Source organism: Rugamonas rubra (assembly GCF_900114705.1).
In the GTDB taxonomy this organism is placed as follows: Bacteria; Pseudomonadota; Gammaproteobacteria; order Burkholderiales; family Burkholderiaceae_D; genus Rugamonas; species Rugamonas rubra.
In genome coordinates this window covers 16,217-33,212 of sequence record NZ_FOTW01000033.1, presented here as the reverse complement: position 1 = coordinate 33,212, position 16,996 = coordinate 16,217, and the positions used below count along the sequence as shown (strand labels likewise).

General features: G+C 67.7%; 17 protein-coding genes. 7 read left to right on the top strand and 10 right to left on the bottom strand.

The features are described 5' to 3' along the window. Nucleotides 1-167: 167 nt before the first annotated feature. Entirely contained in the window at nucleotides 168-1,346 is a 1,179-nt protein-coding gene (gene hmpA / locus BM252_RS26710) for an NO-inducible flavohemoprotein (RefSeq protein WP_093390707.1), read from the top strand. A 175-nt stretch (nucleotides 1,347-1,521) separates the two neighbouring features. Here hmpA and BM252_RS26705 read toward each other — a convergent pair whose 3' ends face one another. Further along, complete coding sequence (locus tag BM252_RS26705) at nucleotides 1,522-2,982, bottom strand: WS/DGAT/MGAT family O-acyltransferase (protein ID WP_093390706.1); 1,461 nt, start codon at nucleotides 2,980-2,982, stop codon at nucleotides 1,522-1,524. 224 nt (nucleotides 2,983-3,206) lie between these two features. Between BM252_RS26705 and BM252_RS26700 the strand changes: the two genes are divergently transcribed. From BM252_RS26700 to BM252_RS26685, 4 genes are all read left to right on the top strand, one after another. Then, nucleotides 3,207-4,946, top strand: coding sequence for an AMP-binding protein (locus BM252_RS26700; RefSeq protein ID WP_093390739.1), 1,740 nt, complete (start codon nucleotides 3,207-3,209; stop codon nucleotides 4,944-4,946). Nucleotides 4,947-4,955: 9 nt separating this feature from the next. Then, a complete protein-coding gene (locus BM252_RS26695; RefSeq protein WP_093390705.1) occupies nucleotides 4,956-5,426 on the top strand; it encodes a universal stress protein in 471 nt (156 codons plus the stop codon). 124 nt (nucleotides 5,427-5,550) lie between these two features. Beyond that, nucleotides 5,551-5,916: a translational machinery protein gene (locus BM252_RS26690; protein WP_093390704.1), complete on the top strand. Its 366-nt coding sequence runs from the start codon at nucleotides 5,551-5,553 to the stop codon at nucleotides 5,914-5,916. Between the two features lie 56 nt (nucleotides 5,917-5,972). Next, entirely contained in the window at nucleotides 5,973-6,962 is a 990-nt protein-coding gene (locus tag BM252_RS26685; RefSeq protein WP_093390738.1) for a zinc-dependent alcohol dehydrogenase family protein, read from the top strand. A 4-nt stretch (nucleotides 6,963-6,966) separates the two neighbouring features. On the opposite strand, the gene BM252_RS26680 is transcribed toward BM252_RS26685, so the two are convergent. The 9 genes from BM252_RS26680 to nirK all read right to left on the bottom strand — a co-directional run bounded on the left by BM252_RS26680 (nucleotide 6,967) and on the right by nirK (nucleotide 15,636). After that, nucleotides 6,967-8,406 carry a permease gene (locus BM252_RS26680; RefSeq protein WP_093390703.1) on the bottom strand — a complete coding sequence of 480 codons (1,440 nt, stop codon included), beginning with the start codon at nucleotides 8,404-8,406 and terminating at the stop codon, nucleotides 6,967-6,969. Further along, nucleotides 8,403-8,696 (bottom strand): DUF2249 domain-containing protein, encoded by a 294-nt coding sequence (locus BM252_RS26675; RefSeq protein WP_093390702.1) that lies wholly within the window; start codon nucleotides 8,694-8,696, stop codon nucleotides 8,403-8,405. The genes BM252_RS26680 and BM252_RS26675 overlap by 4 nt, the downstream gene beginning before the upstream one ends. Continuing rightward, nucleotides 8,693-9,190 carry a hemerythrin domain-containing protein gene (locus BM252_RS26670; protein ID WP_093390701.1) on the bottom strand — a complete coding sequence of 166 codons (498 nt, stop codon included), beginning with the start codon at nucleotides 9,188-9,190 and terminating at the stop codon, nucleotides 8,693-8,695. Before BM252_RS26670 ends, BM252_RS26675 begins: the two co-directional genes overlap by 4 nt. A 313-nt stretch (nucleotides 9,191-9,503) precedes the next feature. Further along, a complete protein-coding gene (locus BM252_RS26665; RefSeq protein WP_245774468.1) occupies nucleotides 9,504-10,250 on the bottom strand; it encodes an anaerobic ribonucleoside-triphosphate reductase activating protein in 747 nt (248 codons plus the stop codon). A 1-nt stretch (nucleotide 10,251) separates the two neighbouring features. Continuing rightward, nucleotides 10,252-10,446 carry an anaerobic ribonucleoside-triphosphate reductase gene (gene nrdD / locus BM252_RS32065; RefSeq protein ID WP_093390700.1) on the bottom strand — a complete coding sequence of 65 codons (195 nt, stop codon included), beginning with the start codon at nucleotides 10,444-10,446 and terminating at the stop codon, nucleotides 10,252-10,254. Nucleotides 10,447-10,487: 41 nt separating this feature from the next. After that, the gene (locus BM252_RS26655) at nucleotides 10,488-12,497 is read right to left on the bottom strand and encodes a ribonucleoside triphosphate reductase (RefSeq protein ID WP_425442375.1); all 2,010 of its coding nucleotides are present in this window, start codon (nucleotides 12,495-12,497) and stop codon (nucleotides 10,488-10,490) included. A 240-nt stretch (nucleotides 12,498-12,737) separates the two neighbouring features. Further along, complete coding sequence (locus tag BM252_RS26650; RefSeq protein ID WP_093390698.1) at nucleotides 12,738-13,319, bottom strand: SCO family protein; 582 nt, start codon at nucleotides 13,317-13,319, stop codon at nucleotides 12,738-12,740. Next, nucleotides 13,316-14,218, bottom strand: coding sequence for a formylglycine-generating enzyme family protein (locus BM252_RS26645; protein ID WP_245774467.1), 903 nt, complete (start codon nucleotides 14,216-14,218; stop codon nucleotides 13,316-13,318). The genes BM252_RS26650 and BM252_RS26645 overlap by 4 nt, the downstream gene beginning before the upstream one ends. Beyond that, nucleotides 14,218-15,636: a copper-containing nitrite reductase gene (gene nirK / locus BM252_RS26640; protein ID WP_093390697.1), complete on the bottom strand. Its 1,419-nt coding sequence runs from the start codon at nucleotides 15,634-15,636 to the stop codon at nucleotides 14,218-14,220. Before nirK ends, BM252_RS26645 begins: the two co-directional genes overlap by 1 nt. Before the next feature lie 262 nt (nucleotides 15,637-15,898). Here nirK and BM252_RS26635 point away from each other — a divergent pair, with 262 nt between their 5' ends. Beyond that, the gene (locus BM252_RS26635) at nucleotides 15,899-16,567 is read left to right on the top strand and encodes a TetR/AcrR family transcriptional regulator (protein WP_174900696.1); all 669 of its coding nucleotides are present in this window, start codon (nucleotides 15,899-15,901) and stop codon (nucleotides 16,565-16,567) included. Continuing rightward, nucleotides 16,564-16,971 (top strand): hypothetical protein, encoded by a 408-nt coding sequence (locus BM252_RS26630; protein WP_139236766.1) that lies wholly within the window; start codon nucleotides 16,564-16,566, stop codon nucleotides 16,969-16,971. The genes BM252_RS26635 and BM252_RS26630 overlap by 4 nt, the downstream gene beginning before the upstream one ends. Nucleotides 16,972-16,996: the final 25 nt, after the last annotated feature.

The following is a 16,996-nucleotide window of genomic DNA, read 5'->3' as shown; positions in this document are numbered from 1 at the left end:
ACTGCCCATGACGGGGCTCCATAAAATGAAAACACCGTGAATGTATGTGTTTGACCGCACAAAGTCAATCCGAAACGGCCGCATCCGCACGCAAATTGCGCGGCCGTTAACATACATGTGAAATACATGTTAAGATGTGTGCCTCCCCACATGAAAGGAAACACACCATGCTGTCGACCGAACACCGCGCCATCGTCACCGCCACCGTTCCCATCCTGGAGCAGGGCGGCGAGGCGCTGACCCGCCACTTCTACCTGAAACTGTTCGCCGACTTCCCCCAGGTGGCGCCGCTGTTCAACCAGGCCCACCAGCAGAACGGCGCCCAGCAGCGCGCGCTGGCCAACGGCATCCTGATGTACGCCAAGAACATCGACCGCCTGGAGGAACTCGGACCGCTGGCCTCGGCCATCGTCAACAAGCACGTCGCGCTGCAGATCCTGCCGGAGCACTATCCGATGGTCGGCGCCAGCCTGCTCAAGGCGATCCGCGAGGTGCTCGGCGCCGAGGTGGCGAGCGACGCGGTGATCGAGGCCTGGGGCGCCGCCTACGGCCAGCTGGCCGATCTGCTGATCGGCCAGGAGGCCGGCGTCTACGCGCGCCAGGAAGCGGCGGCCGGCGGCTGGCGCGGTGCGCGCCGCTTCGTGGTCGCCGAGAAGACCGAGGAGAGCAGCGAGATCACCTCCTTCGTGCTCAAGCCGGCCGACGGCGGCGCGGTGCTCGACTTCGCGCCCGGCCAGTACATCGGCCTGCGCGTGCTGGTCGACGGCGCCGAGATGCGCCGCCAGTATTCGCTGTCCGATGTCAGCAACGGCCGCGACTACCGCATCAGCGTCAAGCGCGAGGAGGGCGGCAAGGTCTCCAACCACCTGCACGCGCTGGCGTTGGGCGACACCGTCGAGCTGTTCCCGCCGTCGGGCGACTTCACGCTGCGCGACAGCGAGCGGCCGCTGGTGCTGATCAGCGGCGGCGTCGGCATCACACCGACCATCGCCATGCTGGGCGCGGCGCTGAAGACGGGCCGGCCGGTGCACTTCATCCACGCCGCCCGCCACGCCGGCGTGCACGCCTTCCGTGGCCAGATCGACCGCCTGGTGCAGCGCCACGCCCAGCTGACGCGCCACTACTGCTACGCCGAGGCCAGCGAGGGCGGCGTCCAGCCGGACGCGGTCGGCCTGCTCGGCCGCGAGCAACTGGCCGCCTGGCTGCCGGCCACGCGCGACGTCGACGCCTACTTCCTCGGCCCGCTGCCGTTCATGCGCGCCGTCAAGCGCCATCTGAAGGAGCTCGGCGTGCCCGAGGCGCAGACCTATTACGAGTTCTTCGGCCCGGCCAGCGCGCTCAACTGAGCCGTCGATCCGGCCATGTGAGCGGATCAATTTAGCCGACCCCGCGGCCCCGGCCGCTGTGCACGCCACCCCGGCGGCGCGGCGGCCGGGGCCGTTGGCATTGGCGGACGCTCGATCTCGCTCGATCAAATCGGCGCCGTCGCCCGGCACACTGGTCGGACCGGCGCCGGCGCGCTCATCCCATTGTTGCGGAGCGAGGGGTTTTCCTGGCCGCCGGCCCCATCAAGGTGCTCAGCAGCAGGGTGTGGAACTCGTCGACGCAGCGCTGCGCCAGCGCGTCCGGATCGGGCACGCGGGCCAGGTCGCTGACGATGCCGAAGTCGACCTGGCCGGCGTAGCTCAAAATGCTCACGCCCAGGCCGATGCCGCCCGACTGCGGCACCCAGAACAGCTGGCGGGCGATGCGCTGGCCGGCCAGGTAGCGCGCCTCCGGCGTGCCGTGCACATTGGTGACGACCAGGCTGGCGTTGGCCGCCAGCGCGCGCACCGTGCCCTCCTTGATCGCCTCCGGCGCCAATCCCAGCCCATACAGGATGCCCAGCGCGGCCGGCGCCTGGCGCGAGCCCTTCAAGCCGAGCATCGCCGCGCCCACCGCGCGCAGCCGCGCCACCGGATCGTCGATGCCGAGCGCCAGCGGCAGGAACACCAGGCCGAAGTGGTTGCCCAGCTCGGTCAGCGGGCCGGGCGGACGCAGGTTGACCGGCACCAGCGCGCGCACCTCGACGCCGGCCACCGCGTCGCCCTGCTGCAGCAGATAGCCGCGCAGCGCGCCGGCCACGCAGGCCACCAGCACGTCGTTGACCGAGCAGCCGTGCGCCGCCGCCACCGCCTTCACCTCGGCCAGCGCCAGCGGCGCGGCCCAGGCGACCCGCTTCATGCCGCCCAGCGGCCCCTTGAGGCGGGTCGGCGCGTCCTGCGTCATGGCGGCGATCGCCGCCAGCTGGCGCGCGTAGTCCAACCCCGCCGCCAGCTGGCCGCGTGCGCGCGCCGGGTTGCCGGCCCAGTCCAGGCCGGCGTCGAGCAGGGCGCCGGCCAGGCGCACGGCGTCGCCGGCGCTCTCGCCGGCCTGGCCGAGGATGCGTTCGAGGGCACTGTGCGGCCGCCTTCCGGCGTCGGCGTCGGGGTCGGCCGCCGGCAGCGCCGGGTGGGCCGGATCGAGGTCGGTCAGGCAGGCCATCACATGGCTGAGCGCGAAGCCGTCGCCGTAGCAGTGGTGGATGCGCAGCACCAGCGCGCAACAGCCGTCGGCGCCGTCGAGCAGATGGAACTGCCACATCGGCTTGTCCGGGTCGAGCGCGGTGCTGATCAAGTCGCTGGCCACGTCGGCCAGCTCGGCGCCGCCGCCCGGCGCCGGCAGGGCGACGCGGCGCACGTGCCAGTCCAGCGCGAAGGCGGCGTCGGTCTGCCAGCAGGGCACGCTGTCGATCTTGACGACGCGCTGGCGGAAGCGGTGGAAGCACAGCAGGCGCTCGGCGATGGTCTGCTTGAGCCGCGCCAGCGACAAGGGCGCGGCGAACATCATCACGCCGCAGATCATCATCAGGTTGCTGGGCCGGTCCATGCGCAGCCAGGCGCGGTCGACCAGCGACAGCGGCACAGGGGCCGAGGGGCTGGCGCTGTTGTCGTCGCTCGTCATGGGAACCTTTTGTGGGGGAGTGACCCACTATAGGCGGGTGCAATCCCCGCTACTTTGACATAGATCAAAACGCCCGTCAGCAATTCGAACCCAAAAAATGGCTCCCCGAGCGCCCTGCGCAACAGGGAAACGATTTATACCGTAATTTGATCTGGATCATTAAATATTCTCACCTACCGTCGCATAGTGGAGAACGAGACAAAACAATAACAATGGAGCGCGCCATGGAACAAACAAGGAAGCAAGCAAGGAAGCAAGCAAACGACAAGCTTTGGCTGGACAGCTACCCCGCCGGCATACCGTTCGAGGTCGATGTGCACCGCTTCGCCAACCTCATCGACATGCTGGACGCCGCCTGCGCCCGCTTCCCGCAGCATGTCGCCTTCAGCAACCAGGGCAGCAGCATCACCTACGCCGAGCTCGACACGTTGTCGCGCCGCTTCGCCGGCTACCTGCAGCACGACGTCGGCCTGCTCAAGGGCGAGCGGGTCGCCATCATGCTGCCCAACCTGCTGCAGTACCCGGTGGTGCTGTTCGGCGTGCTGCGCGCCGGCGGCGTGGTGGTCAACACCAATCCCTTGTACACCGAGCGCGAGCTGCTGTACCAGCTGAACGACTCCGGCGCCAGCTGCATCGTGGTGCTGGAGAACTTCGCCCACACGCTCGAGCAGGTGGTGCACAGCAGCGCGCTGCGCAGCGTGATCACCAGCCAGGTCGGCGACCTGCTGAACTTCCCGCGTGCCCAGTTGACCAACTTCGTGCTGCGCCACGTGCGCCACATGGTGCCCGACTGGCACATGGCCGAGGCGCGGCCGCTGCCCAAGGCGCTGCACGAGGGCGAGCACATCGCCCTGCGGCCGGTGGCGCTGGCGCCGGACGACCTGGCCTTCCTGCAGTACACCGGCGGCACCACCGGCACGCCCAAGGGCGCCATGCTGAGCCACGCCAACCTGGTGGCCAACGTGCTGCAAACCTCCGCCTGGATCGGCAACGTGATGCAGGACGGCGAGGAGACGGCGATCCTGCCGCTGCCGCTGTACCACGTCTTCGCGCTGATGGGCATGCTCACCTTCCTCCACCTGGGTGCCAACAGCGTGCTGGTGACCGACCCGCGCGACACGGCCGGCCTGGTCCACCTGCTGCGCTACACCAAGGCCAGCGCCATCATCGGCGTCAACACGCTGTTCAAGGCGCTGCTCAACGCGCCCGGCATCGCGCAGGCGGCGGCGCACCGCCTCAAGCTGACCATCGCCGGCGGCATGGCGGTGCAGCGCGTGGTGGCGGACAAGTGGCAGGACGTGTTCGGCGCGCCCATCGTCGAGGGCTACGGCTTGACCGAGTCCTCGCCGATCGCCACCGCCAACCGGCTCGACCTGGCCGAGTACACCGGCAGCATCGGCCTGCCGCTGCCGTCGACCGAGGTGGCCATCCTCGACGACGACGGCAGCGCGCTGGCGCAGGGCGAGGTCGGCGAGATCGCCGTGCGCGGCCCGCAGGTGATGCGCGGCTACTGGAAGCGTCCCGACGACAGCGCCGCCGTGCTGACCGCCGACGGCTGGCTGCGCACCGGCGACATCGGCGTGATGGACCCGCGCGGCTACGTCAAGCTGCTCGACCGCAAAAAGGACGTCATCATCGTCTCCGGCTTCAAGGTCTTCCCCAACGAGGTCGAGGACGTCGCCGTCGCCTGTCCCGGCGTGCTCGAGGCGGTGGCCGTCGGCGCCGCCGACGAGCGCTCCGGCGAGGTGGTCAAGCTGGTCGTGCTGCGCCAGGACGCCACGCTCGACGCCGACACCCTGCTGGCCCACTGCAAACGCAACCTGACCGGCTACAAGGTGCCGAAATACGTGGTGTTCCGCGAACAACCGCTGCCCAAGTCGGCGGTGGGCAAGATCCTGCGCCGCCTGGTGCAGGCCGAAATGAACGCGCCGACTGCGGCGCCAGCGCCGCAGTCGGTCGCTTAGGAGAATGCCATGGAAGCGAAGCAAACAAAGCCACAGAGTCCGGCGTTCCGCCACATCCTGCTGCCGGTGGATGGCTCGCCGGCCTCGGCGCGGGCGCTCAAACAGGGCGTCGAGCTGGCCGCCGGCATCGGCGCCCGCATCACCGGGCTGCACGTGCTGCCCGAGTTCCACGTCTTCGCCTACCAGCCGGACAAGCTGGAGGACGTGCGCCTGCGCTACGAGAGCGAGTGCGAGCAGCGCGCGCGGCGCTTCCTGGCCGAGGTCGAGCAGGCCGCCAGCGCCGCCGGCGTGCCCTGCGACACCGTGTACCTGAGCGGCGACCAGCCCTGGGAGTGCATCCTCAAACAAGCCGCCCAGCGCCAGTGCGACCTGATCGCGATGGCCTCGCACGGCTATCGCGGCGTCAAGGCGCTGCTGCTGGGCAGCGAATGCAGCAAGGTGCTGGCGCACAGCACGGTGCCGGTGTTGATCCTGCGCTAGCGCAATGTTCCTGCGGGCATTTTCCCGGAAATTTTGATCTGCATCAAACGAACCCGGTGACTTACCGGGTGGCGCACGTTACATTGAATGGCCAGAGTTGCTGGCGCTACCACGGAGATTGTTAATGTTATCAAACCATGTTGTTGCCTGGATCGACCACGCACAAGCCCACGTCATCCACTTCAATCCCGAAGCGGCCGAAACCGAAGTCATCAAGACCCATTCCAGCCACCCGCACAACAAATCCAACGCCAACACCGCCGAGAGTACCCACTACTTCAACGCCGTCGCCAGCGCCTTGGACGGTGCCCGCGAGATTCTGCTGGTCGGCCCAGGCTTGGAAAAGCAGGCTTTCATGAAGCACCTGGAGCAGCACCACCACGGCGTCGCCAAGTGCGTGATGGGTGTCGAGACGGTCGACCATCCGACCGACGGCCAGTTGCTCAAATACGCCCGCAAGTACTTCCTCAAAGTCGACCAGATGCTCTGATCGGCCACACAGGCACGCACATGCATAGCCAGCTCAGCCTGCCGTCGGACCGCAGCATGACCGCGCTGCGGTTGGAACAGCCCGGGCTGGGCCTGGCCTTGCGGCGGGTGGCGATCCCCCAGCCGGCCGCGCACGAGCTGCTGTTGCGGGTCAGCGTATGCGGCGTCTGCCGCACCGACCTGCATCTGGTCGACGGCGAGCTGCCGCTCCACCGCCTGCCGCTGATTCCGGGGCACGAGGTGGTCGGCCACGTGGTGCAGGCCGGACGCGAGACGTCCGGCTTCGCCGTCGGCGAGCGGGTCGGCGTCGCCTGGTTGGGCGGCAGCTGCGGCCATTGCGCCTATTGCGGCGACGCGCACGAGAACCTGTGCGACAACGCCAGCTTCACCGGCTACGACCGCGACGGCGGCTATGCCGAATACATGGTGGCCGATGCGCGCTACGTGTTCCGGCTGCCCGAGCGTTACGACGACGAACAGGCGGCGCCGTTGTTGTGCGCCGGCCTGATCGGCTACCGCGCCTACGCCATGGCGGGGCCGGGCAAGCGCCTCGGCCTGTACGGCTTCGGCGCGGCCGCCCATATCATCGCCCAGCTGGCGCGCCACCAGGGCCGCGAGGTGTACGCCTTCACCCGTCCGGGCGATGTGCGCTCGCAGAACTTCGCCCGCGAACTGGGCGCCGTCTGGGCCGGTGGCTCGGACGAGATGGCGCCGGACGATCTGGACGCCGCCATCATCTTCGCCGCCAACGGCGCGCTGCTGCCTAAGGCGCTGGGCGACGTGGCCAAGGGCGGCAGTGTGGTCTGCGCCGGCATCCACATGAGCGATATTCCCGCTTTTCCTTATGCCTTGTTGTGGGGCGAGCGCAGCGTGCGCTCGGTCGCCAACCTGACGCGCGCCGACGGCGAGGCCTTCTTCCGCATCGCCGCCGAGCTGCCGCTGCGCACCCGCACCACCGCGTTCGCCCTGCGCGACGCGCAGAAGGCGCTGGACGCGCTGCGCGCCGGCGACTTCGACGGCGCCGCCGTGCTGCGCTGCCGCGACTAGCGGCTTATGCGCTGGCCTGCGCGGCCCCCTTCGGCGCCACCGCGTTCAGGCGCCCGTACAAGCGCACCGCCGCGAACAGATTCCACCACAAGGCCAAACACGAGGCGCACAGCAGCGCCGCCGCCGGCCGCGCCAACAGCGCCGGCTGGTAGCAGGCGGCCAGCAGCAGCGCCAGCGCCAGCAGATGCAGGCCCAGTTGCCAGCGCGCGTGGCGCTCGGGGATGACGCGGTTGACGCCCGGCACCTGGCCGGCGGCCCGCGCCGGCGTCGCCTGCAGGTGGTACCAGACCAGGAAGGGCACGATCTTGTACAGCATGCCGTTGATCGACGACAGGCCGAAGCCGACGATCATCAACACGCCCAGCGCCAGCGGCCGCGCCGTCGGCGCGTAGGGCAGCAACCAGACCAGCAGCGCCGCCAGCAGGCTGGCCATGGCGCAGCGCCAGAAGATGGTGGTCGGTTCGGCGCGCGGCCGCTTGCGCCGCGCCAGCAGCCACACCGTGGTCAACGCGAACAGCGCGAACACGGCCGCCAGCAGCAGCGCGACAGTCTGCCGTGGCAGGCCGTCGCCCAGACCATACATCAGGCTCAAGGCCGCCAGCAGGGCGAAGGCCGCCGTGCCGAACCAACGTGTCAGCTGATGCGGATATGGCTCGGTGACCTGGAACATCGGAATCACCTGGAAGGCGACACCGGCCACCAGCACGCCGACCCAGCCCAGCAGCCCCCAGGCAACGTGCAGGTCGAGCAGGTCGAGCACGGAGAATTGGGCGAGCAGCGGCGGGGCGTCCGCCGGACCGGGGAAGAGGGCGGCGCTCCAAGCGGCGGCGGCTTGCGCCACGCCGGCCGCGCCGCGGGCGAAGCCGGCCGGCCAGGCGAAGGCGGCGGCCAGCAGGCCGCCCAGCGTGACGGTGACGGCCAGCGCGGCCAGCGCCAGGCGGATGCCGGTGACGGTGGCGCTGGCGCCGCCGCGCGCCTGTTGTTTGAGTTCGCCGGCGTGGCGCCACAGCCCCAGCGCGCAGGCCGACAGCAACATCAGCAGCGCCGGCAGCAGTGTCGCCATGGCCAGTTGGAACAGCGCTGGGCGTTGCAGCCAGAAGCCGGCCGCCAGCAGCAGGCTGCCGGCGCACAGGCCGACATGGGCCACCCCGGTGGTCAAGGCGGCGCGCGGCAGGGCCACGCCGGCCACCACCGGTAAAATTTGCAGCAGGGCGCCGACCATGGTCATGCTCAGGCAGCCCAGTGTCAGCAGATGGGTCAGGGCCAGCGTGGCCGGCGACCAGCGCGAGGCCAGTGCGTCGCCGCCCTGCCACAGCAGCAGTGCGGCGGCCAGGGCGGCGAACAGCGGCGCGCTGAGGAAGTAGCGCAGCGGCGCCGACAGCGGCGGATTACGGTCGAACGCCAGCACGCGTCGTACGGATGGCGTGGCAGGCGCGGAGCTCAAAGTGGTCGTTCCGCCTGTCCCGGAAGGGTGCCGCGCACCGGCTCCCAGATGCGCACTTCATAGCGGTAGTCGGCGCGCGCCGTGGTGCGGTGGGCGTAGCCGTTCTTCTCCAGGATGCCGTACAGCGGATGCGGCTCGCGGTCGATCAGCACGCACAGACGCTGGTTCGGGCCGAGGTGGTCGAGCGCGTCGAGCACGCGCACCATCGGCTCCGGTGGCGCCAAGCCGCCGACGTCGAGTATGGTTTCTTCCCACTCGCCGTTGTGGTTGTCGTCGTAGGGCGCGTTCATGATGCGACTCCTTCCAATTGCGTGTGCTCGGCCGGTGCGCCGTGGTGGCTGGACTTGGCCATCTCCGCCATCGCCGTCAGCACGGCGGCGGCCTGGGCCTGTTCCAGCAGCCGGTCGGCCATCGGGTAGAGGATGCCTTCCTCCTTCAGATTATGCTGGCGCATCAGCATGCGCAGGGTGTCGGCGTGGTCGAAGAAGTCGTCCTGCTCGAGCTGCGAAATGGCCACGTGCATGTCCTGCAGGATGGCGCGCATATGGCTGTGTTCGCTACGCATGACGGCGGTGGGGCCGTTGGCGCTGCCCATGGCCTGCTCCAGCGCCGGGAACATCACCTGCTCCTCCATCGCCAGGTGGCCTTCCAGCTGGCGGCGGAAAATGGCGAATTCGGCGCCGGCGCCGTCCCAGTCACCTTGGTTGACCAGCGCCTCCGCCTTGTCGTAGCGCGCGTCGCAGCTGTGGTGGTCCTGTTCCAGGTAATTGCCAATGGTGCTCATTCGATTTCCTTTTGCTTTCGCGTTGTTGTTGAGCCCATTGTCACACTCGGCCAAGGTCGGTTTCTTTGATACAAATCAAGGATTCGACCGATGCCCGCGCGTTACAGTTGTTCTACCCCAAATACGAAGGATCAGCTATGGCTGTCACGAATGTGTCACTGCCTCTGGTGTATGCCTGCTCGGGCTGCTCCAGCGCGCTGGTATGCCATTTGATGAGCGAGCTGCGGGAGTTGGCGGCTTAGGGGAATGCTGAACCCCAACGGCGAAGAGCCAGGGTCAGACCCAAGGGTCTGACCCTAGATTCTGTCCCGGGTCAATGCGGCCGGCGCAGCGTGAAGCGGGGGAACAGCGCCTCGACCTGGGCGACCACGTCCTGGCCGGGGTAGCCCGGCTGGGCGTGGGCCTTGAGCGCCGCGTCGTTGCAGCCCTGCGGGCGGAATTCCTGCAGCACGTAGTTGGTCACGCCCATGCCGGCCAGCGTGCCGGCCAGCGCGACGATGTCGCGCGGCCGCAGCAAGGTCGGATGGATGGTGGTGCGGCACTCGTAGTCGACGCCGCTGTCGACGATCAGGCGGGCGCAGGCCTGCGCCTGCTCGCCGCTGTCGGGCGCGCCGGTGATGCCGGCGTACTGCGCGAACGGCGCCTTGACGTCGAAGCCGACCCAGTCGATCAGCGGCAGCACCTCGGCCAGCCGTTCGGGGTAGATGCAGGCGGTGTGCAGCCCGACCTTGAAGCCGAGCGCGCGCGCCTGCCGCATGGCGCCGGCCAGCGCCGGGTCGATGGTCGGCTCGCCGCCGCTGAACACCACCGCGTCGATCAGGCCGACGCGGCGCTCCAACAGCGCCATCACGTGCTGCCACGGCATCGGGCTGTTGCTCGGGCGCGCCTGTAGATGGGGATTGTGGCAGTAGCCGCAGCGCCACGGGCAGCCCTGCACGAACACCACGGCCGACAACTGGCCGGGGTAGTCGGTGGCGCTGAACGGCGTGACGCCGCCCACCTTCAACTGGCGCGTCGCCGCTGCGGCGCCGCCGTCCATCCTCACCAGGCGCGCTTCCATCTTAGTGGCAGGTAGCCGCGCACGGCTCCTGGAAGTATTTACGCTCGTAGAACTCGCCTTTTTTGCCGGTGTTGAAGGACGAGACGGGACGGTGGTAGCCCATCACGCGGGTCCAAATTTCGCACGGTTGGCGCTCGCTGTCGTCCAGCATCACGGTTTGGTTGGCGGCGTGCAGGGTCAGGCTCAGATCGGTCATGGTGATTCCTAGGTCATTGTGGTTGGGGTGCGCAGCGTCGGTCAGGCGACGGCCAGCTGCTTTTTCGCGATCAGATCGGCATCGCATTTCGGGCAGAACTTGTGGCTGCCGTTCAAATAGCCGTGCTTCGGACAGATCGAGAAGGTCGGCGTGATCGTGATGTAGGGCAGGCCGAAGCGGCTCAGCGAGCGCTTGACCAGCGTGCGGCACGCGTCCGCGCTCGACAGCGCCTCGGTCATGTACAAGTGCAGCACGGTGCCGCCGGTGTACTTGCGCTGCAGCTCGTCCTGCTGTTCCAGCGCCTCGAACGGGTCGTCGGTGTAGCCGACCGGCAGCTGCGAGGAGTTGGTGTAGTAGGGCATGTCGTCGGTGCCGGCCTGCAGGATCGCCGGGAAGCGCTTGCGGTCCTCCTTGGCGAAACGGTAGGTGGTGCCTTCGGCCGGCGTGGCCTCCAGGTTGTACATATGGCCGGTCTCTTCCTGGAACTCGAGCATGCGGGCGCGCACGTGGTCGAGCAGGCGCAGGGCGAAGGCGCGGCCCCAGGTGCTGGTGATGTCGTGCTCGTCGCCGCTGAAGTTGCGCACCATCTCGTTGATGCCGTTCACACCCAGGGTGGAGAAGTGGTTGCGCAGCGTGCCCAGATAGCGTTTGGTGTAGGGGAACAGGCCGTTGTCCATATGCCGCTGGATCACCTTGCGCTTGATATCCAGGCTCTGTTTACCCAGCTCCATCAGGCGGTCCAGCGCGGCCAGCAGGCCGTCCTCGTCGCCCTGGTGCAGGTGGCCGAGGCGGGCGCAGTTGATCGTCACCACGCCGAGCGAGCCGGTTTGCTCGGCCGAGCCGAACAGGCCGTTGCCGCGCTTGAGCAGTTCGCGCAGGTCGAGCTGCAGGCGGCAGCACATCGAGCGGATCATGTTCGGCTTGAGCTCCGAGTTGATGAAGTTCTGGAAGTAGGGCAGGCCGTAGCGCGCCGTCATCTCGAACAGCAGCTCGGCGTTCGGGCTGTGCCAGGCGAAGTCCTCGGTGATGTTGTAGGTCGGGATGGGGAAGGTGAAGGCGCGGCCCTTGGCGTCGCCGGTCATCATGATCTCGATATAGGCGCGGTTGATCATGTCCATCTCGTCTTGCAGCTCGCCGTAGCAGAAGTCCATCTCCTGGCCGGCGATCAGCGGCACCTGCTCGCGCAGATCCTCGGGGCAGACCCAGTCGAAGGTCAGGTTGGTGAACGGTGTCTGGGTGCCCCAGCGCGACGGCACGTTGAGGTTGTAGATCAGCTCCTGGATGTACTGCTTGACGTCGGCGTAGCTCAGGCTGTCCTTGCGCACGTAAGGCGCCATGTAGGTGTCGAAGGAGCTGAAGGCCTGCGCGCCGGCCCACTCGTTTTGCAGCGTGCCGAGGAAGTTGACGATCTGGCCGATGGCGCTCGACATGTGCTTCGGTGGGCCCGATTCGACCTTGCCCGGCACGCCGTTCAAGCCCTCGTTGAGCAGGGTGCGCAGCGACCAGCCGGCGCAGTAGCCGGCCAACATGTCGAGGTCGTGGATGTGCAGGTCGGCCTCGCGGTGGGCCTGGCCCACTTCCGGTGGATAGACGTGGTTGAGCCAGTAGTTGGCGATCACCTTGCCCGACACGTTGAGGATCAGGCCGCCCAGCGAGTAGCCCTGGTTGGCGTTGGCGTTGACGCGCCAGTCCTGCTGGTTGAGGTATTCGTTGATCGAGGACTCGACGTCGATCAGCGACTTGCGGTCTTGCCGCAGCGCCTGGTGCTGCGAACGGTAGATGACGTAGGCGCGCAGGGTTTTGCGGTAGCCGGCGTCGTACAGCACGTTCTCGACGATGTCCTGCAATACCTCGACGGTGAGCATGCTGTGATGGTCGACGGCGCTGCGTCGCAGCACCACCGTTTGCGCCAGGTTGCCGGCCGTGTGGGCGTCGTATTCGCCGCTGGCCTCGCCGGCGCGCTGCAGCGCCGAGACGATCTTGGCGATGTCGAACGCCTGCGTGCTGCCGTCGCGTTTGATGATGTTGCTATGGAAATTAACTGCTGCCACGATCACTCCTCGTCACTAGATGTAGTTGATACGAGTAGGTTAATCACTAGCTATGGTATGGTCAACCAAAGTCGCGGCAATTTCGCGGGTTCTTGATTCAAGTTAATTCCGTGGCCGTCCGGCCCGTTTTTAAGGTTCTTCGAGAGCGCGCGGGGCCGCCCCCCCACAAGCGAAGGGGTCAGACCCCGTATGGGGTCTGACCCCGTGGCGTCGCGGGTTGCGGGGTGATTGCCGCCGCTATCAGACCGGCTTCAGCGCCGCCAGCAGTTGTTTGACGAAGGCCGGATCGGGCGTCACGTCGAGCTTGCTGCTGGACGCCAGCACGCTGCCGGCGCCGTCGAGCAGGGTGATGCGGGTGGTGTGGTTGATCTCGCCGCCGCCCAGCACGCGGTACTTGATGTTGAGCGCCGAGGCCAGCATGCGGGTCTGGCTCTCGTCCTTGGCCACGGCGATGCGGAACTGGCGCGGGTCGAGCTTGTGGGTGGTCATCAGCTGGCTCAGCGAGCCGGGCGTGTCGTGGAAGGGATCGAGGCTGACCATCAGCACGGTGAGCTTCTTGCCGCTGGCGCCGAGCGCCGTCACGGTCTGCTTGAGGTTCTCGATGACGATCGGGCAGGCGGTGTTGCAGTCGCCGTAGAACATGGTGACCAGCAGCGGCTTGCCGGCCAGGTCGGCCAGGGTGAAGCGCTGGTTCTGCGTGTCCACCAGCGCGGTGTTGAGGCGGTACAGGGAATCGCCGGGCAGGGCGGCGGCGTGCAAGCCGCTCAGCGGGGCGACGGCCGCCGCCAGCGCGGCGCATTGCAGGAAGGTGCGGCGTTTCATGGTGTGCTTTCTTTGATTGTGGGGACGGCGTCGCGGGCGCAGCGGAAGCCCAGGTTGGCGCCGTCCTGGTTGCTCTCCATCGCGGCCAGCAGGGCCAGGCGCATCAGCACCGCGTAGTTGCGCCGGTCGGCCAGGGTGACGGCGGCGCCGCCGCAGTAGTCGAGCTGCTTCTGCTCGCCCTTGGCGCGGCTGTCGGCGTTGACGAACAGGCCGTTGTAGTCCTCCACCCACTCCCACACCAGGCCGTGCATGTCCTGCATGCCGTAGTAGTTGGGCGTGCCCTGGCCGATGGCGCCGGGCGGCGTGTTGCCGGGACGGGAGTACCAGTTGAGGATGCGTGCCAGCCAGGCCGGATCGTCGCGTGCGTCGGCGCGGCTGTCGTCGGCGGCGCCGGCGAATTCCCACTCGTGCCAGCGCGGCAGGCGCGCCTGCTCGCTGGCGCAATAGGCCTGGGCGGCGTACCAGCTGACGTTGACGACGGGAGCGTTGTCGGCCAGCGGCGCCGGATCGTCGGCGCCGCTCCAGCCGCGTAAATAGGTGGAGCCGGCGAACAGCGCGGCCACGTCGCCGCGGCGCCACTCGGGATGTTGTTGGATAAAGGCGCGGAACTCGGCGTTGCTGACCGGCCGCGTGCGCAGTTGGAACGGCGCCACCAGCGCCGGCGAGTCGACGCCGTCGCCGGGCAGCACGCTGCGCAGCAGGCCGCCGCGCACCGGGCGGTAGTCGCCGCCCATGCCGGCGCGGGCGGCCAGCACCGCCGGCGCCGCGCTTGGCTGATTGACTGGAGTGATCGGAGCGCCGTCCGCGCAGAGGGCACTGGCGGCGCTGCCGGCATACAGCAGGCCGACCAGGGCCGCCCGCGCCGCCAGTGTGGCGCGGCGAGGCAGGCCCGGGCGCATTACTTCACCTTGCGCATATCGCGCACTTGGGCCGGCGTCAGCACAGGTTTGCCCTTGTTGAAGTCGGTGCTGACATAGTTGATGACAGCGGCGACATCCTCATCGCTCAGATCCTGCGGCGGCATCACGCCGTTGTAGTGCTCACCGTTGACCACCAGCTCGCCGCTGCGGCCGTTGATGACGATGTGGCCCATCTCGTAAGGGCGCTCCTGGAAGAAGTCCGAGTTGGCCAGCGGCGGGAAGACCCCGGCGACGCCCTTGCCGTCGGACTGGTGGCAGGCGGCGCAATTGGCCTCGTAGACTTCCTTGCCGCGCACCTTCTGCGCCGGCGTGACGGCCACGGCCGGCTTGGCGGCTGGCTTGGCGGCCGGCTTGGCGCCTGGCAGCGGGGTCTTGACGCCCTTGCCGTAGATGGCGAAGTTGTCCGGGCCGCTGACCGACAGCAGGCCGATGGCGCCCTTGTTGAAGGCGCGCGTCAGCGAGTGGTCGACGATGGTCAGGTTGCCCGGCACGCGCGGGGTGAACTCGACGATGGTCGAACCGCCGGCCGGCACCATGGTGGTCTGCACGTTTTCCTGGAAGTGCTTGCCGCCCTCGGTGTAGACCTTGTCGAAGATCGCGCCGATGATGTGGAAGCTGGAGGTGGTGTTCGGGCCGCCGACGCCGAAGTACATGCGGACCGACTCGTTGGTCTTGGCGGTCAGCGAGCCGGCGCCGGTCAGCGCGCCGTCGGCGCCGTTGAACAGCACGTAGGTCGGCTTCTCGTCGATGGCCTTTTGCATGTCGAAGGCTTGCAGGCCGGGCGCGCGGTAGCCGCCGGTGGTGTAGAAGTCGCCCTGCATCACGTAGTATTCCTTGTCGACCGGGGTCATGCCCTCCTTGGGCTCGACCAGGATCATGCCATACATGCCGTTGGCGACGTGCATGCCGACCGGCGCGGTGGCGCAGTGGTAGACGTACAGGCCGGGTGCCAGCGCCTTGAAGGTGAAGCTGGCTTCGTTGCCCGGGGCGATCAGGGTCTGGCCGGCGCCGCCGCCTGGGCCGGTTACGGCGTGCAGGTCGATATTGTGCGGCAGTTTGTTGTCAGGCAGGTTCAGCAGGTGAAGTTCGACGGTGTCGCCCTCGCGCACGCGGATCATCTTGCCCGGCACGGTGCCGCCGAAGGTCCAGAAGGTGTAACGGGTGCCCGGCGCGATCTCGCGCTCGATTTCCTCGACCGTCAGGTTGACCACCACGTGGGCGGCGGTCTTGCGGGTGATGCGCGGCGGCAGCGATGGCGGCGCCACCAGCTCCTGCACCACAATGGGCAGGCCGTCGGCCGCCAGCTTGGCGACAGGGGCGCTGCCGACTGGGGACATGCAGAGGGCGGCGGTTACGCCGGCGAGCCAGGAGGCGGCAAGTTTGTGGGTCTTCTTCATGTGGTTCACCTTGTTTTTTTATGGGGTCATGACATCGCTCAAAATCTCGATGTCGTAGCCATGCTAAGCGTAGGGGAGAACACTTTCCTTGATGTAAGTTGTGATTTTGGATAACTAAGACGGGTAGTCTTGCTCAAATGTAGCGGGCTTGATCTGAGTCTAGATGGCCCGGCCCAGGGTTGCTTGGTTTTCCATGTAGCTTGTGGCGGAATATTGCTGAACAATGTATAGTTATAATCATTGTTCAACAATAAGGCCCGACATGACGACCGCCGACACCTCCCGCGCCGACCCGGCGCCGCCCGGCCGCCGCGCGCGCAAACTGCAACAGTCCAAGGAGCACTTGCTGCGTTGCGCCTGGGCATTGTTCGAGGAGCTGGGCTACGAGGCGGTGACGATGGAGGCCATCGCCCATGCCGCCGATGTCGCGCGCGGCACCCTGTACAAGCATTTTCCGGCCAAGGAAGCCCTTATCCAGCAACGTTTCCAAGACGACTTGCAGTTGCGCCGCGCCGACGCGCGCGCGGTGGCGCCGGGCCTGCCTGGTATCGCCGCGCGCTTCCTCCATGTGTTCGAGATAGAGGCTGCCTACGCCGAAAGCATGCGCGCCTATGTCGCTCCCTACCTCTACTACCGCTTGGGCCGCCAGCAGCTTAGCCAAAATTCGCCCGAGCGCGACGATTTTGAATGCCTGATCGTCGACCTGATACGCCAAGGCCAGCGCGAAGGCGAGGTCGGCGCCGACGCCAGCGCCGAGCGGATGGCCGAATACCTGGTGTTCCTGCGCCTGGCCGTGCTGACGCGCTGGCTGGCCACGCCCGCCGCGCCGCTCGCGCCGCACTACGCGGAAATGATCCAACTGTTTCTACACGGCGCCGCCACGCGGGCGGCGCCGGCCGTCCCTCCACCCATAAGCAAAGGAATTCAATGATGATCCGATTCAAGACCTTGGCGCAGCTCTCCAGCGCCCTCTGCGCCGTGCTCTTTTGTGCTTGGATGTTCGCACCCGCCACCTTGCTGCATACGTGGGACGTAGCATATGCCGACTCGGCCGGAATCGTGGCGCGCCGCAATGCCGCGCTCTTCGCGGCGCTGGCGCTGACGCTTTACCTGGTGCGGGAGGCGCCGGCCGGGGTGGCCCGGGCCAGCGTGTGTGCCGGCTTCGCGCTGGGCAGCGCGATTCTGGCGGCGCTGGGCGTGTTTGAATTCGCCAGCGGCCACGCCGGCGCCGGAATCGGCAGCGCCGTCGTGGTCGAGATCGCGATGGCGGCGCTGTTCGCCCTGCGCTGGCGCGACGACCATGCCCAGCTGCGCCCGTCGCTGGCGCGGCCCTGACATGCCGGGCGCAAGCTAGCGCTAC